General features: G+C 62.8%; 15 protein-coding genes. 13 read left to right on the forward strand and 2 right to left on the reverse strand.

Annotated features, from left to right (window positions below; genetic code table 11):
- Nucleotides 1-41: 41 nt before the first annotated feature.
- The gene (locus X771_RS01000000165005) at nt 42-728 is read right to left on the reverse strand and encodes an alpha-ketoglutarate-dependent dioxygenase AlkB (RefSeq protein ID WP_156935993.1); all 687 of its coding nucleotides are present in this window, start codon (nt 726-728) and stop codon (nt 42-44) included.
- Between the two features lie 63 nt (nt 729-791).
- Between X771_RS01000000165005 and X771_RS151070 the strand changes: the two genes are divergently transcribed.
- The 9 genes from X771_RS151070 to X771_RS151030 all read left to right on the forward strand — a co-directional run bounded on the left by X771_RS151070 (nt 792) and on the right by X771_RS151030 (nt 10,264).
- Nucleotides 792-1,019: a KTSC domain-containing protein gene (locus X771_RS151070; protein ID WP_023688184.1), complete on the forward strand. Its 228-nt coding sequence runs from the start codon at nt 792-794 to the stop codon at nt 1,017-1,019.
- A gap of 136 nt (nt 1,020-1,155) precedes the next feature.
- Complete coding sequence (locus X771_RS151065) at nt 1,156-1,536, forward strand: hypothetical protein (RefSeq protein WP_023805419.1); 381 nt, start codon at nt 1,156-1,158, stop codon at nt 1,534-1,536.
- Between the two features lie 423 nt (nt 1,537-1,959).
- Nucleotides 1,960-2,787, forward strand: coding sequence for a phosphogluconate dehydrogenase C-terminal domain-containing protein (locus X771_RS151060; protein WP_023688186.1), 828 nt, complete (start codon nt 1,960-1,962; stop codon nt 2,785-2,787).
- A 323-nt stretch (nt 2,788-3,110) separates the two neighbouring features.
- Complete coding sequence (locus X771_RS151055; protein WP_023688187.1) at nt 3,111-4,052, forward strand: D-ribose ABC transporter substrate-binding protein; 942 nt, start codon at nt 3,111-3,113, stop codon at nt 4,050-4,052.
- Nucleotides 4,053-4,142: 90 nt separating this feature from the next.
- The gene (locus X771_RS151050) at nt 4,143-4,787 is read left to right on the forward strand and encodes a DUF2291 family protein (protein ID WP_023688188.1); all 645 of its coding nucleotides are present in this window, start codon (nt 4,143-4,145) and stop codon (nt 4,785-4,787) included.
- Nucleotides 4,784-6,331 (forward strand): sugar ABC transporter ATP-binding protein, encoded by a 1,548-nt coding sequence (locus X771_RS151045; protein WP_023688189.1) that lies wholly within the window; start codon nt 4,784-4,786, stop codon nt 6,329-6,331. The genes X771_RS151050 and X771_RS151045 overlap by 4 nt, the downstream gene beginning before the upstream one ends.
- Nucleotides 6,328-7,392, forward strand: coding sequence for an ABC transporter permease (locus X771_RS151040; RefSeq protein ID WP_023688190.1), 1,065 nt, complete (start codon nt 6,328-6,330; stop codon nt 7,390-7,392). The genes X771_RS151045 and X771_RS151040 overlap by 4 nt, the downstream gene beginning before the upstream one ends.
- A 2-nt stretch (nt 7,393-7,394) precedes the next feature.
- A complete protein-coding gene (locus tag X771_RS151035) occupies nt 7,395-8,429 on the forward strand; it encodes a Gfo/Idh/MocA family oxidoreductase (protein WP_023681700.1) in 1,035 nt (344 codons plus the stop codon).
- Complete coding sequence (locus X771_RS151030; RefSeq protein WP_023688191.1) at nt 8,426-10,264, forward strand: hypothetical protein; 1,839 nt, start codon at nt 8,426-8,428, stop codon at nt 10,262-10,264. The genes X771_RS151035 and X771_RS151030 overlap by 4 nt, the downstream gene beginning before the upstream one ends.
- A 2-nt stretch (nt 10,265-10,266) precedes the next feature.
- On the opposite strand, the gene X771_RS151025 is transcribed toward X771_RS151030, so the two are convergent.
- Nucleotides 10,267-10,980, reverse strand: a complete 714-nt coding sequence (locus X771_RS151025) for a transcriptional regulator NanR (RefSeq protein ID WP_023672607.1) — start codon at nt 10,978-10,980, stop codon at nt 10,267-10,269.
- A 188-nt stretch (nt 10,981-11,168) separates the two neighbouring features.
- Here X771_RS151025 and oiaX point away from each other — a divergent pair, with 188 nt between their 5' ends.
- The 4 genes from oiaX to X771_RS151005 all read left to right on the forward strand — a co-directional run bounded on the left by oiaX (nt 11,169) and on the right by X771_RS151005 (nt 16,284).
- Entirely contained in the window at nt 11,169-12,419 is a 1,251-nt protein-coding gene (gene oiaX, locus X771_RS151020; RefSeq protein ID WP_023688192.1) for a 3-oxo-isoapionate-4-phosphate decarboxylase OiaX, read from the forward strand.
- A 4-nt stretch (nt 12,420-12,423) separates the two neighbouring features.
- Entirely contained in the window at nt 12,424-13,758 is a 1,335-nt protein-coding gene (locus X771_RS151015) for a four-carbon acid sugar kinase family protein (RefSeq protein WP_023688193.1), read from the forward strand.
- Between the two features lie 235 nt (nt 13,759-13,993).
- On the forward strand, nt 13,994-15,511 hold the full coding sequence (locus X771_RS151010; protein ID WP_023688194.1) for an FGGY-family carbohydrate kinase: 1,518 nt from the start codon (nt 13,994-13,996) through the stop codon (nt 15,509-15,511).
- Entirely contained in the window at nt 15,508-16,284 is a 777-nt protein-coding gene (locus X771_RS151005; RefSeq protein ID WP_023672603.1) for a DeoR/GlpR family DNA-binding transcription regulator, read from the forward strand. The genes X771_RS151010 and X771_RS151005 overlap by 4 nt, the downstream gene beginning before the upstream one ends.
- The last annotated feature ends 44 nt before the right edge of the window (nt 16,285-16,328 follow it).

Genomic DNA, 16,328 nt, shown 5'->3' on the forward strand with positions numbered 1-16,328 from the left:
GCTGCCTTCCAGAGCGGCTGCTGCGTGGCTTGGAGTATCGCCTATTTCAGAGTGCGCAGCGTGATCGAATAGCGGTGCCCGGCGACCGGCGGAATGCTGTGCTCCCATTCGTGGCGCGCCGGACCGTCCATGAGATAGACAGATCCCGGCTGAACCTCGATCGTCTCGCGATCCCATTTCGAGCCGTTTTTGCGGCGCAGCCGGAAGCTGCAGGGCGCCAGCAGCGACACGCCGGCGACAAGGTCGAAATGCGGCTTGTCGCGATGCCAGCCGATGCCCGCGCCCGGCCGATACTCGTTGATCAGCACCTGCGCGAACTCTGTGGCGGACCGGCCGGCAAAGTCCGCGACCTTGTCGCGAAGCGGCAGCAGGAATTTCGGGATGGGCGGCGCTTCGACGACCTGGCGCCGGTCGTAGTCATAGCGCCAGCCGAAGCCGGCGACCTGCCGGTTGGCAATATGGCCATGGAAATCGAACGGCTTGAAGGACAGTTCATTGAGGTGACGGACCAGTTCCGCCTCTTCATCCGTTGTGATCAGGCCCGGCCGGTAGGAAATCCTTCCGGCAGCGTGTCGGCCGCGCCGAAGAGATCGCCCTGGCTGGCATACGCTGTTGTGCTGGATTTCGTCTGTGCCATCTGACGGAGAGATAGGAAGCCTCGCCGCCTGGGCAAGATTTTCGGCGTTGTGATGCGCCTCCCTGACGGAACCTCCGCATCGTTGCGGCATTTCGCATGTTCGAAGCAGGATTTGGGGCGAAGCAAGATTTTGGGACGAAGCAGGATTTTCGACATGCCGTCCACTGCCATCCGCAACACCCATTACGACCCGTCGACGAAAATCCTCTCGGTCTGGTTCGTTCCAAGCGGAGCCCGCTACGACTATGAAGAGGTCGAGCCTGAGACCTATGCGGCGTTCCGGGCCGCCTTCTCGAAAGGGCAATTTTTCAACGAGTTCGTGCGCGACCGCTACCGGTTTCACTTGGTTGAAGAAGGACGCCGGCGAGTGACTGGATTCTGAAGGTGCGGTGATCCGTATAAGGTCGCGAACCCCAATTGCTTTTCAAATTGACTTGTTTCAACCTGCTTTGTGGGGACGGACAATGCCGTGGTCGAGATGGCCGTAACATTGGGGGAGGCAGCTTTTGAAATGCATATTGATTATACTCGGCGTGGTAGGTGTCCTGTCTTCCGCTGCGTCTGCAAAAGATAATCGACAACACATCGACCCTGCCTATCAAAAAAACATCAACTATCTGGCCGGGCTGTCCGACGCCCAGTTGAAATTGGTCGTAACATGGTCAGCTAACGTCATCGCCGTTACGACGCGATGCCCGGCGCTGCAGCTGACTCCAGACGGAAAATCCAAAATAACGGCGATATACATCTTGTACGATGTGCAAGATAAACACCTGATGCCCAATCCCCCCAAATTCAAGAGAGCCATCAGGTTTTATGAAGGCGCTTTCCGCACGGCGGCGCAACGCACGGACAGCTGTCGGGCGGAGAAAGCCAAGGACCCGGGAAGCTACCGGTAAATGGTTGTCGGCATGATCGACTAGAAGTGATTTGGCTCGCCGGAACCCCGGCGAAGCGCGAATTCTCTATAGCCCCTTCGCCAAATCGCCGCGAGAACTCACGGCCCGAAAACGCGACCGGACCGCGCGCGGACGCGCTTTGCCTTGCTGGTGGCCCCCCACCGTCACCTCGCGACCGAGCCCCCGCGAAAATGGACCTGGAGCTTCTAACGCTGGCATCGAACGTCTGGAAAGGCAACGGCGCTCTGGCTTGGTTGAATTCTCGGCCGCCACCGCGGAAATCGTGCGGACGGAATCCAAACGGGCGCCCGTATAGCCGCTCATCAAAGCCCTGTTCAACTCCTCAATTCGTGGTAAGGTGATTATACCAGTTAATAACATGACGATCGGCGCGGCCGTCGTTTAATGCGGGAGTAGGGATAGATGACGACGATTGCGCTGTTCGGTGCCGGCGGCAAAATGGGTTACCGCCTGTCGACCAATTTTCGCGGATCGCCCTACACGGTACGCCATGTCGAGGTCAGCGAGGCCGGCCGCGAGCGGCTGAAGACCGGACTGGGCTTTGACGCGGTCAGTGCCGATGCGGCGCTCGACGGGGCGGATATCGTCATCCTGGCCGTTCCCGACACGCATATCGGCAAGGTGGCGGCTGATATCGAGAGCAAGCTCGCGCCTGGCACGATGGTGATAGTGCTCGACGCGGCCGCACCCTTCGCCGGCCATCTGCCCAACCGGCCGGACCTGACCTATTTCGTCACCCATCCCTGTCATCCGCCGATCTTCAACGACGAGACCGACATGGCGGCCAAGAAGGATTATTTTGGCGGCGTCAAGGCCAAGCAGCATATGGTCAGCGCGCTGATGCAGGGGCCGGAAGCGGACTACGCCAAGGGCGAGGCGGTCGCAAAAATCATCTGGGCGCCGGTCATGCGCTCGCACCGTGTCACCGTCGAACAGATGGCGCTGCTGGAGCCCGGTCTATCGGAGACGGTGTGCGCGTCACTGCTTGTCGTCATGAAGGAAGCCGTCGACGAGGTCGTCGCGCGAGGCGTCGACCAACAGGCGGCGCTCGACTTCCTGCTCGGCCACATGAACGTGCTCGGCGCCGTGATTTTCGGCGAGACCAAGGGCGTATTCTCGGATGCCTGCAACAAGGCGATCGAATTCGGCAAGCCGGTGCTGATGCGCGACGACTGGAAGCGGGTGTTCGAGCCCGAAGAGATCGCCGCGAGCATTCGGCGCATTACCTGAGACAGGCCGAGTCGGGCGCTTGCCGGAGCGCCTCGATGGCTCGACACACCCGCCATGACGAACAGATGTTTTGCTCAGTGGGAACATGTCACCTCAATTAGTGATTGACTCATCATACCAGTTGGCTTAGCTGTTGATGGCTTGGGCAAGGGTTCGCGGGAAGTACGAAGCCTGGGCGAGTGGAGGGACGGCGGGGGAGCAGCGATCGTTTGGGAAGCCGGCACCGGCATTCAGCCTGAACCGATCGGCGGCCCGCGTTGCGCGATGAATTCGAATGCAGAGGCCTTGATTTATCAAGGCAATTTTTCAAACGGGAGGACATCATGAAACTCACACGCAGAATGACACTTGCGGCGTTCGCCGGCATGCTGGCGCTTGGCACGGCGGTACCCGCCTATGCGGCCGACCTCATTGCCATCATCACGCCCTCGCACGACAATCCGTTCTTCAAGGCGGAAGCTGTCGGCGCCGAAGCCAAGGCCAAGGAACTCGGCTACGAAGCGCTTGTGCTCGTCCATGATGACGACGCCAACAAGCAATCCGAATTGATCGATACGGCGATCGGTCGCGGCGCCAAGGCGATCATCCTCGACAATGCCGGCGCCGACGCCACTGTCGCTGCCGTGCAGAAGGCCAAGGACGCAGGCGTGCCGTCGTTCCTGATCGATCGCGAGATCAACGCCACCGGCGTCGCCGTGGCTCAGATCGTCTCCAACAACTACCAGGGCGCCCAGCTCGGCGCGCAGGAGTTCGTCAAGCTGATGGGCGAGAAGGGCAATTTCGTCGAGCTGGTCGGCAAGGAATCCGATACCAATGCCGGCATTCGCTCGAAGGGCTATCATGACGTCATCAACGATTATCCGGACCTGAAGATGGTCGCCCAGCAATCGGCCAACTGGAGCCAGACGGAAGCCTATTCCAAGATGGAATCGATCCTGCAGGCCAACCCGGATATCAAGGGCGTCATCTCCGGCAACGACACGATGGCCATGGGCGCGTATGCGGCGCTGGTTGCGGCGAACCGCAAGGAAGTCATCGTCGTCGGTTTCGACGGATCCAACGACGTGCGCGATTCGATCACCGCGGGCGGCATCAAGGCAACCGTGCTGCAGCCGGCCTATGCGCAGGCGCAGATGGCGGTCGAGCAGGCCAACGACTTCATCAAGAACAAGAAGTCGCCCGAGAAGGAAAAGCAGCTGATGGACTGCGTGTTGGTCAATGGCGACAATGCTTCCAAGCTGGAAACGTTTGCGCTTACCAACTGAGCCGGCGTGACATGAATAGCGAGGGGCGATCAAGGTCGTCCCTCGCCGCCATTTTCCGTGGGTGCCAATCACCATGCTCAACAGGCCATCATGCTGAACAACAAGCCGAACTGGCCGATCCTTGTCGTTGCAGTCGGCATCAGCCTGACCGCCTGCAAGATCCTGCCGACGCCCTCGGGGGACAGCGGCAGCGCCGCCGCCTTCAATCCGGACAAGATGGTCGAGGAGATATGGGCGGCGAAGGTCGTGCCTTACCTCCAGCAGAAAGCCGGGCCGTTTGCCGAAGTCCACGCTCTGGCGAAAACCGATCCTGCTTCCGCCGGCGCCAAATATGGCAATCCGAAGAAGCAGGCGAATTCGCCATGGACCTTCGCGGTTCGCGTCGAGGGCAAGATCATCGCCGCCAACACGCAGTCGCGGGCAGCGACCATGGATGTCGATGTCGACGGCGACGGCAAGGCCGATGCGCGGGTACAGATCGGACCGGCGATGCGCGGAACCGCGCTGCGCGACAGCCTCGATTTCATCCAGTTCAACGATTTTACCAACCAGATCGACTTCGCCCAGTTCGGCAAGGCGTTCAACGCCTATGCCGTCAAGGCCGTGCTTGCCAAACTGCCGCGTGACGCCTTGGAGGGCCGGACCGCCAAGGTCCTCGGCGCCTATACGCTCGAAAACGGCCAGGACCTGCCGCTGGTGACGCCGGCGGAGGCAGAAATCGGGCCGAAGCCATGAGCGCTGCGGTTGCTCACGATGTCATCCTGAAACTGGAGGACGTCTGCAAGGTCTATTCCGGCACCGTCGCGGTCAAGCGCGCGAATTTCGAGGTGCGCAAGGGCGCCGTCAATGTGCTGGTCGGCGAAAACGGCGCCGGCAAATCGACGCTGATGAAGATCATCGCCGGCGTCGAACAGCCGACGCTCGGCCGGATCCTCCTGGAAGGGGAGGAGGTCTCCTTCTCGTCATCGGGCGACGCGGTGAACCGCGGCATCGGCATGGTGTTCCAGGAGCTGAACCTGTTTGGCAATATGACCGTCGCCGAGAACATCTTCGCCACGCGCGAGATCACCAACCGGTTCCGCAAGATCGACCGCAAGGAGCAGGAGCGTCGCGCGGCGCAATTTCTCGAACGCCTGCAGGCCGGGATAAGGCCCGACATGCTGGTCGAGGATCTGCGCATCGGCCAGCAGCAGCTGGTCGAGATCGCCAAGGCGGTTTCGCTCGATGCGCGCATCCTGATCATGGACGAGCCGACCTCGGCGCTCAGTGCGGCGGAAGTCGAGATCCTGTTCAAGGTGATCGCCGACCTCAAGGCGCGCGGCGTGGCGATCGTCTACATCTCGCACCGGCTGGAAGAACTGATCCGCATCGGCGACTACATCACCGTGCTGCGCGATGGGCACATCACCGGCCAGGAGGAGATGAAGAACGTCGACACCCGGTGGATCGTGCGGCAGATGATCGGCTCCGACGCCAAGGATTTCGCCAAGGCCGACGGCCATGTTCCTGGCGAAGAGATATTCCGCGCCGAGGACATCTGCCTGCCGCGCGCGACCGGCGGGCTGGCGGTCGATCACGTCTCGCTGTCGCTGCGCGCCGGCGAGATCCTCGGCATATACGGCCTGATGGGCGCCGGGCGGAGCGAGCTGTTCGACTGCATCATGGGCCGCCATGGCCAGGCGACCGGCGCGATCTTCATCGCCGGCAAAAAGGTCAAGGAGCGCGACACGACGCGGCGTATCCGGCGCGGGCTGGCGCTGATCCCCGAAGACCGCCAACGCGAAGGGCTAGTCTCGATCCTGTCCGTCGCGAGCAATCTGACACTGGCCAGCCTGTCGCGTTTTGTCCGCCTGTTTCACATTCGCGGCGGCCACGAGAAGCAGGCGGTGACGCAGATGGTGCGGGAACTGGCGATCAAGGTCGCCGACCCGGCGCAGGAGGTCTCATCGCTGTCGGGCGGCAACCAGCAAAAGGTGGTGATCGGAAAGGCGCTGCTCACCGGGCCGAAGGTGCTGCTGATGGACGAGCCGAGCCGTGGCATCGATGTCGGCGCCAAGGCCGACGTCTTCCGCACCATGCGCAAACTGTCGCGAGACGGGCTCGGCATTCTGTTCGCCACCTCGGATCTCGATGAGGTGATGGCGCTGTCCGATCGCATCGCGGTGATGAGCAATGGAAAACTGACGGGCATGTTCGATCGCGCCGAGGCGACGGAGGCAGCCCTTGTCGCCGCCTCGGCACTTGGCCACGGACCGGCCCCGCACACGGAGAACCCATGACTGACATCCCGGCCAAGGCGGCTGTCTCCTCCGTTTCGAGCGGCTCGCTGCTGCTGACGCTGATGAAGGCGAGGACCTTCATCGCGCTGATCGCCGTCTTGATCTTCTTCTCGATCGCGGCGCCGAATTTCCTGTCGACAGCCAATCTGATCCTGATGTCGAAACATGTGGCGCTGAACGCCTTCCTCGCCATGGGCATGACCTTCGTCATCATCACCGGCGGCATCGATCTCTCAGTCGGCTCGATCGTCGGCCTGTGCGGCATGGTCGCCGGCTACCTCGTGCTCAACGGCATCGACCTGCAATTCGGCTACACCGTCTATTTCAACGTCGTCGAGATCGCGCTGATCACGCTGGCGGTCGGCATATTGATCGGCGCCGTCAACGGACTGCTGATCACCAGGCTGAACGTCGCGCCGTTCATCGCCACGCTCGGCGTGCTCTATGTCGCGCGCGGCCTGGCGTTGCTGTCGTCGGACGGCCGCACCTTCCCCAACCTCGTCGGCAAGCCGGAGCTTGGCACCACCGGGTTTGGTTTCCTCGGCGCCGGGCGGCTGCTCGGCCTGCCGGTGGCGATCTGGATACTGATCGTCGTTGCGCTGGCGGCGGCCTACCTCGCCAAATACACCCCGCTCGGCCGCCACATCTTCGCCGTCGGCGGCAATGAACGGGCGTCGCGAATTTCGGGCGTTCGTGTCAACATGGTGAAAATGTTCGTCTACATGTTCTCCGGCTTCTGCGCGGCGATCGTCGGCCTGATCATCTCGTCCGAACTGATGGCCTCGCACCCGGCAACAGGCGAAAGTTTCGAGCTCAACGCCATTGCGGCGGCGGTGCTCGGCGGCACCTCGATGTCGGGTGGGCGCGGCACGATCGGCGGCACCATTGTCGGCGCCTTCGTCATCGGCATTCTTTCGGACGGGTTGGTGATGATGGGCGTGAGTTCCTTCTGGCAGATGGTGATCAAGGGCCTTGTCATCATCGTCGCCGTCGTCGTCGACCAAGCGCAGCGCCGGCTGCAGAGCCGGGTGACGCTGATGCAGATGGCAAAGGCAGGCTGAGCATGGCGGAGTTGCGGGGAGGGCTCATCGGCTGCGGCTTCTTTGCCATCAACCAGATGCATGCCTGGCGCGACATTGAAGGCGCCGCGATGGTCGCCATTTGCGACCGCGACCCGGAGCGGCTGCGCATCATCGGCGACCAGTTCGGCATTGCGAAGCGCTACACCGACGCGGCAGAGATGTTTGCAAGCGAAAGCCTCGACTTCGTCGATATCGCCACCACCGTTCCCAGCCATCGTCCGCTGGTCGAGATGGCGGCGCTGCACCGTGTGCCGGTGATTTGCCAAAAGCCGTTCGCGCCGACGCTTGCCGACGCCAAGGCGATGGTGAGGGCCTGCGTGGAAGCCGGCGTACCGCTGATGGTGCATGAGAATTTTCGCTGGCAGTCGGCGATCCAGGCGGTGCGTGCCGTGCTCGACAGCGGCGAGATCGGCACGCCGTTCTTCGGGCGCATCTCCTTCCGCTCTGCCTATGACGTGTTTTCCGGCCAGCCCTATCTCGCCAAGGGAAAGCGCTTCATCATCGAGGACCTCGGTATCCACAGTCTCGACATCGCCCGTTTTCTACTGGGCGACGTGTCGACGATCACGACGCGAACCGCGCGCATCAACCCCGGCATCGCGGGCGAAGATGTCGCGACGATGCTGATGGACCACAAGAGCGGGGCGACGTCAGTGGTCGACTGTAGCTACGCGACGAAGCTCGCCACCGAACCGTTTCCCGAAACGCTGATCGAGATCGACGGCAGCGACGGCACGATCCGCTTGGCGCAGGGATATCGGCTCACCGTCACCGGCAGGAGCGGCACGAAGATCACCGACGTTTCGCCGCCCGTACTCGCCTGGGCATCGCGCCCATGGCACAACATCCAGGAGAGCGTCGTCGCCATCCAGCAGCACTGGGTCGACTGCCTGGCAAAGGGAACCGAGCCGGCGACCTCGGGCGCCGACAACCTCAAGACATTCGCGCTGGTCGAGGCGGCCTATCTGGGCGCCGCGAGCCACGAACCTGTCCACCTGGATGGCTTGCTGACATGACAGCCGACGCCTTCCTCCTCTACGGTACGCATGCCGTCGAGGCGGAGCCGGTCAGGCTGAATGCCGGTCTGCTCAGCGCCGACTTTGTCAACGGCAACCTGCGCACCATCCGTTACGGTGGCATCGAAGTGTTGCGCGCCATCGCCTACATCGTGCGCGACCGCGACTGGGGCACCTATGAACCGGCGCTGACGGACCTTGCCGTCGATCAGGACGCCGACAGCTTCTCCGTCAGCTACTCCGCAACTTGCTTAGCGCCGGGCGGAAGCCGGCTAGACTTTCGCGCTACGATCAAGGGCTCCGCCAACGGTAACCTGGTGTTCGACGTCTGCGCGGTCCCTGAAAGCGATTTCGAGACCAACCGTTGCGGTTTCTGCATCCTGCATCCGATCGCCGGCCTCGCCGGCAGTGCGGTGACGGTCGAGCATACCGACGGCAGCGTGGTGGCGACGAAACTGCCGCTGTTGATCGATCCCTGGCAGCCTTTCAAGGATTTGAGCGCGATCACCCATGAGGTCCGGCCGGGCATCACTGCCGAATGCCGGATGGAGGGCGACACTTTCGAGATGGAGGACCAGCGTAACTGGTCGGACGCGTCCTACAAGACCTATGTGCGGCCACTGGCGCTGCCTTGGCCCTATGTGCTGCCGGCCGGCCAAACTGTAAGCCAGACGGTCAGGCTTCGCATCACCGGCGAGGGGGGAATGCCGGCCGCAGCATCTGCCGCCGAACCGGTCAGCGTCGAACTCGGCGAGACCGGGCAGAGGCTGCCGGATCTCGGCGTGATCATCTACCCGGATGAGGTCGAAGCAGCGCTCGCAAATCTTTCGACATTGACCGAGCTCGGCCCGCAGCAACTTGTCTTCCACTACGATCCGACGCGCGGCCACGGTCTCGAAGCATTGCAGTCTTATGCAAGGCTCACCGCCGCCTATCCGGTGCAGACGACGCTGGAATGCGTCGTTGCCTGCGCGGGCGACCTCGATGCCGAGCTGTCAGGCGTTGCCGACATGGTGCGTCAAGCCGGGTTGAAGCTTTCGGCCATTGCCGTCTCGCCTTCGGTTGACCGGCAGTCGACACCGCCGGGCAGTGCGTGGCCGGACTGTCCGCCGCTCGAAGACGTCTATGACGCGGCGCGGCGCGCCTTTCCCGATATCCGGCTTGGTGGCGGCATGTTCAGCTATTTCACCGAGCTCAACCGCAAGCGCGTGCCGGGGGGCCTGCTCGATTTCGTCACCCACTGCACGTGCCCGATCGTGCACGCTGCCGACGATCTCAGCGTCATGCAGTCGCTGGAGGCGCTGCCCTTCATCACCGCGTCGACGCGGGCGATCTTCGGGGCAAAGCCCTACCGCATCGGTCCGTCGACGCTCGCCATGCGCCAGAACCCCTATGGCGGCGCGACCAAGGGCAATCCCGGGGGACAGCGCATCGCCATGGCCGATCGCGACCCTCGTCATGCCGGCCTGTTCGCTGCCGCATGGACGATCGGCTATGCCGCGCGTGTCGCGCCGGCCGGGCTGGAACTGCTCACGCTGTCCGGCTTCGCCGGGCCCTTCGGCGTGCTCGCAGCATCCGGCGAACCCGTCGCGGAAGGATCGCCTCGGCCGATCTTCGATGCCATCAAGGGGCTTTGCGAACTGGCCGGCCTTACGTATGTGGCGACGAAAACGAGCGACGAGACCAAGGTGCTGGCGCTGGCCGGCCGCTCCGCTTCGGGCAAGACCGTGGCGTGGCTGGCGAACCTGACGGCGGACGACGTGACGGTCGACATCTCAGCGCTTGGCCGAGGCCAACTGGTGATGACCCCTTACGCGATCACGCGGATCAGCTGAAATCAGTTGCCGGAGTTCATCACATAAAGCGCGCGCGAGCGCTCGAGGTGCTTGATCATCGCCTTCTCGGCGCCGTCGGCATCCTTCTTCTCGATGCGGCCGATGATCTCTTCATGCTCGGTCAGCGTGAACTGTTCCTTGCCGGTCCAGATCAGCATTTCGGTGTGATATTCCTTCAGCCAACCGAGCATCGCCTCGCTGACGGCGATATAGATCGGGTTGCCTGAAATGGCCGCGATCTGGGTGTGAAACTTCATGTCGGCTGAAATGAAAGCCTCGGAATCGCCGCGAAAGCCACGCTGTTCGGCAATTGTGGCCCGCAGCTGCTCAACGTCCTCGGCAGTGGCGTTTTCGGCGGCTTCCCTGACCATACCGCGCTCGAAGAAGATGCGCGCCGTTTTCAGGTGTTCCAACGTGTCCTTCGACGACGACAGGATGATCTTGGCTGCGCCATCGACCTGCTTGATGATCGACTTGGCGGTCAGCTGCAGCACCTTGGCGCGTTCCCCATGCGAGATCGCGACGAGGCCCATATTGCTCAGCGCCTGCATCGCCTCGCGGATCGCTGGACGGCCGACCTCGAAGCGCTCCATCAACTCGCGCTCCGACGGCATGTCGTCGCCCGGCGTCAATTCTCCGCTGGTGATCAGGCGCTTCAGCCGCAAAAACACTTCGTCGGAAAGTTTGCGCCGGACGATCGGCTCCGAACGGTTCATCGTCGCGAATCACTCCCTTGACCTGTGTCTATCTAGCACTGCCACCGCGATTTTCGGAACGCCTGTCTGACCGCTCGACCGTACCCCGCCAGACAGGATATCACTTGCAAAGCTTATGTACTCATTATACCAGGTTTCGACGATCAAGGAACTCTTTTCGAACCCCCTGCGGCCTCAGACAACGAACCATGATCACGTTCACCTACCGCATCGAGACATCAGGCAGCATCGAGAGGCTGGCAGCCAAGATCGCCAGCGACCAGTCGACTGGAACCTTCGTCGCGCTGCCCGGCGAGACCGAGGAACTGAAAGCCCGGGTGGCCGCGCGTGTCCTGGCCATTCGGCACCTGCCGGACGCACTTCGCCCCTCCATTCCCGAGGCCGGTAACGGGCCGTTCAAGCGCGCGGATGTCGACATCGCCTTTCCATTCGATGCCATCGGCCACGACCTGTCGGCTCTGATGACCATTGCCATCGGCGGCGCCTATTCGATCAAGGGCCTGTCCGGCATTCGCGTTGTCGACATGAAGCTGCCGGAGCAATTCCGCGGCGCGCATCCAGGTCCGCAATTCGGCGTCGCCGGCAGCCGCAGGCTGACAGGTGTCACGGATCGGCCGATCATCGGCACCATCGTCAAGCCGGCGCTGGGGCTGCGGCCCCCCGAGACCGCCGCGATGGTGGGCGAGCTGATCGCCGCCGGTGTCGATTTCATCAAGGACGATGAGAAGCTGATGAGCCCAGCCTATTCGCCGCTGGCGGAGCGGGTAAAGGCAATCATGCCGCTGATCCTCGACCACGAGCAGAGGACCGGCAAGAAGGTGATGTATGCCTTCGGCATCTCGCATGCCGACCCGGACGAGATGATGCGCAAACACGATCTGGTGGCCAAGGCCGGCGGCAATTGCGCGGTGGTCAACATCAACTCCGTCGGTTTCGGTGGCCTGGCCTTCTTGAGAAAACGCTCCAGCCTGGTGCTTCACGCTCATCGCAACGGCTGGGACATCCTCACCCGCCATCCCGGCCTCGGTATGAACTTCAAGGTCTGGCAACAGTTCTGGCGGCTGCTCGGCGTCGACCAGTTCCAGATCAACGGCATCCAATCGAAATACTGGGAGCCGGACGCGTCTTTCGTCGAGTCCTTCAAGGCGGTGACGACGCCGATTTTTGCGCCTGAGGATTGCGCCTTGCCTGTGGCGGGCTCCGGCCAATGGGGCGGGCAAGCACCCGAGACCTATGAACGGACCGGCCGGACGGTCGATCTGCTCTATCTGTGCGGCGGCGGCATCGTCAGCCATCCGGATGGACCGGGCGCCGGGGTGCGTGCCGTGCAGCAAGCCTGGCAGGCGGCGGTCGACGGCATTCCGCTGGCGGATTTCGCCTTGAGCCATCCGGAGCTGGCGCGGTCGATCGAAAAATTCGGCGACGGCAAAGCGGCCTGAAGCAATGCAAGACCTGCTTCTCAGCTATTATGGCGACGACCTCACCGGCTCGACCGACGTCATGGAAGCGCTCGAACTCGGCGGCGTGCCGACCGTGCTGTTCATGCGCCAGCCGGACGCGGCCATGCTTGCGCAGTTCAGCCACTGCCGCGCCATTGGATTGGCCGGCACCAGCCGCAGCGAGACGCCACAATGGATGGACACGCATCTGAGCGATGCCTTCGCTTGGCTGAAGACGCTGAATGCCGCGATCTGTCACTACAAGGTCTGCTCGACCTTCGATTCCAGTCCGACGATCGGCAGCATCGGTCGCGCCATCGAGATCGGCCGCTCGGTTTTCGCTCAGGACAGCGTGCCGCTGCTGGTTGGGGCGCCGCAGCTCAAGCGTTACACCGCCTTCGGTCATTTGTTCGCGGCCTATCGTGAAAAGTATTTCCGCATCGACCGCCATCCGGTGATGAGCCGCCACCCGACGACGCCGATGGATGAATCCGACCTGCTGATCCATCTGTCGCGGCAGACGGAGCTCACATCGGGGCTGGTCGATCTCGCGACGTTGCAGTCGGTGTCGCGCTCGGAAGCCTTCGACCGCTTGCTCGCCGAGGGCACCGACATCGTACTTGTCGATGTCGACAGCCTCGAGACGCAGGCGCTTGCCGGCAAGGGGATATGGCGCGCCCGCAAGCCGGGCGGTTCGTTCGTCGTCGGCTCGTCCGGGATCGAATATGCGCTGCTGGCCGAATGGGTGTCGAACGGGACAGTCAGAGCTGAGCCAGGATTTTCGCCGCCAGGTGCCGCCGACCGGATCGCGGTCGTCTCGGGCAGTTGTTCGCCGACGACCGAACGACAGATCCGGCACGCTTTGACCGACGGCTTCGATGGCATCGAGGTCGATCCCGTCGAACTGATCTCCGAAGCTTCCGGAGATGCGATCGCACGCGCGACGGCAGCCGGTCGCGCCAGTCTGGAAGCCGGGCGCAGCGTCGTTCTCTACACGGCCCTTGGACCCGCGGCCGATAGGGGGGGCGAAATCGACCGCCAGGAAGGCGCCCGCCACAAGCTCGGGCGGGGCCTCGGCGAACTGCTTCGCGCGCTGACCATCGAGCAGAAGTTGCAGCGCGTGGTCGTTGCCGGCGGCGATACGTCGAGCCACGCGCTCGGCCAGATGGGTGTCGATGCGCTGACCGTGCGGATGCCGTTGCCGGCGTCGCCGGGCTCGCCGCTTTGCGTCGCTCACTCGCGCGTCAAGGCGATCGATGGGCTGGAGGTGGCACTCAAGGGCGGGCAGGTTGGAACCGACCGCTATTTCAGCGCCATCCGTGACGGCCTTAGCAGCTGATTACGCGTCGCCTGGCAACGGCGAGATCCATTCATGCCCTCTAACGGCGCCGTAGCGGTTTTTGTCGCGCATGTTGACGTTAAATTCACATAAAGATATGGGTGTTTTGTCCGGGCAAGGTACTTTTGCCATTTATCCGCCTTGCTCTATCGGGGTTGTCGCCATGTGTTTCGCCCTTGCATCAGACTGCAGGATCGCCCTGTAGCAATCGCCAATGCTGAAAGAGGCGGTGATCATGCCCAGCCTGCTCGGAATCGATAACGGCCTCACGGTCACCAAGGCGGTCATCTTCGATGCCGACGGCACGCAATTGTCCGTGGCGCGTCGCCGGGTGCCGCAATCGATGCCCCACGCGCGCTGGGTGGAGCGCGACATGTCAGGCCTGTGGCAAGCAACAGCCGACGCCATCAAGGAGGCGATCGCGCTCTCCGGCAGGCCGGCGGAAGACATCAAGGCGGTGGCGGCGACCGCGCATGGCGATGGTCTCTATCTGCTCGATCATGATCGTCAGCCTTTGGGACCAGGCATCCTGTCGCTCGACAGCCGCGCCGGCGACATTGTCGACAGGTGGTCCGCCGGTACCGTTTTCACCGATGCGCTGGCGACGACGGGCCAGACGCCGCATGTTTCGGCGCCGTCGGCGCTGCTGGCGTGGCTCAAGCAGAACGATCCTGATCGCTATGGCCGCATCGGCCATGTGCTGGCCTGCAAGGACTGGCTGCGCTTTTGCCTGACCGGCACGATCGGGACCGACCGCACGGAGGCCAGCACTTCATTCACGGATTTTCGCACGCAAGCCTATGCGCCTGAAGCGCTGCGCATCTTCGGGTTGGAGGATCTGTTCAACGCGCTGCCGCCGGTGGCGCATTCCGCTGACATCGCCGGTCAAGTCACAGCCGATGCCGCCGAAAGGACCGGCCTTCGCAAGGGAACACCGGTCGCCTGCGGCCTGCACGACGTGGCCGCATCGGCGCTTGGCATGGGCGGCCATGAAGACGGCGTGCTCGCCATCGTCGCCGGCACCTATTCCATCAATGAAGTCGTCTCTTCGCAACCGCGCGTCGACCGGCGTTGGTTCTGCCGCAACGCCATCGACGCGGGCCGTTGGAACAACATGTCGATCTCGCCGGCCTCGACCGCGAACTACGACTGGTTTCTCGACACGTTTTGCCGCGCGGAGCAGGACAGGACGGATGGCGGCTCCCTCCACGAATTGCTGGCGGGAGAGATCGACGCGGCGTTGAAGAAGCCTTCGACCATCCTGTTTCATCCCTATCTGTTCGGCTCTCCCTATGGCGATTTGGCCAGCGGCAGCTTTGTCGGCCTGCATGGCTGGCACAATCGCGGCGACATGCTGAAGGCGGTTCTGGAAGGCATCGCCTTCAATCACCGCACCCATGTCGAGGCTTTGCGCGAAGGCTTTGCTATCAGCGAGATCCGCCTGACCGGCGGCGGCTCGCGTAATCCTGCCTTCGTGCAGATGTTTGCCGACGTGCTGAACGCCCCGGTCACCGTCACCTCGACGGATGAGACCGCGGCCCTCGGTGCCGCGCTTTGCGCAGGTGCCGCGGTCGGGATCTTCGCGACGCCGCAACAGGGCGCCAGGCAGGTCGGGATGACGGAGCGGACGTATCAACCCGTGCCCGCCTCCAGTGCTGTGTTCAATGAGCGGTTTTCGCTCTACTGCCGCATAGCCGAGCAGCTGAAGTCGCATTGGCCTGATATCGAAAGGCTGGCGGGGGTAAACGCATGATCAAGGCCGACGAACGACGCGAAGAGATCGCCGATTATGTGATCAAGCTCGGCCAGGTGCGCATCGATGATCTGGTCGAGCATTTCGGCGTGTCGCGCATGACCATCCACCGGCATATCGACCGGCTGGCGCAGCAGGGCGTGCTGCGCAAGCTGCACGGTGCGGTGACGGTCCAGCCTTCCGGCCTCTACGAGAGCGCTTTCCGCTACCGGGTGACCGTCAATCGAGCCGAGAAGGATGCACTGGCGCGGGCGGCACTGGATTATATCGAGGCCGGCCAGGTGGTGATGCTGGACGATTCATCGACGGCAAACGCGGTCGCGACGCTGCTGCTCGACGTCAAGCCGCTGACCGTCATTTCCAACAGCGTTTCGACGGCGGGCCAATTGATCAATGTGGACGATATCGATTTCATCTGCCTCGGCGGCCAGTATCATCCCACTTACAATGCCTATATCGGCATTGTCTGCGAGAACGCCGTGGCGCAGTTGCGCGCCAATGTGCTGATCTGTTCGGCTTCGGCCGTCACCGGAACCACTGCTTTCATCCAGGATCCGAATGTCGTGCGGGTCAAGCAGGCGATGATGACCGCCTCCGTGAAGCGCATCCTTTTGGTCGACCACGCAAAATTCGACCGGATCGCGCTGCATGTCTTCGACGATCTGACCAGTTTCGACGCCGTGCTGGTGACCGAGGGCCTGGGCGATGCGCAGGCGCAGAGCCTCGAACGGGCGGGGGTGAAGTTGCGCATCGTCAAGACGAAGGCGCCATGAACCCAGCAGATGGAGCCGGGGCGGACAATCCCGCAGGGCGTCTC

This window comes from Mesorhizobium sp. LSJC269B00 (genome assembly GCF_000502815.1).
In the GTDB taxonomy this organism is placed as follows: domain Bacteria; phylum Pseudomonadota; class Alphaproteobacteria; order Rhizobiales; family Rhizobiaceae; genus Mesorhizobium.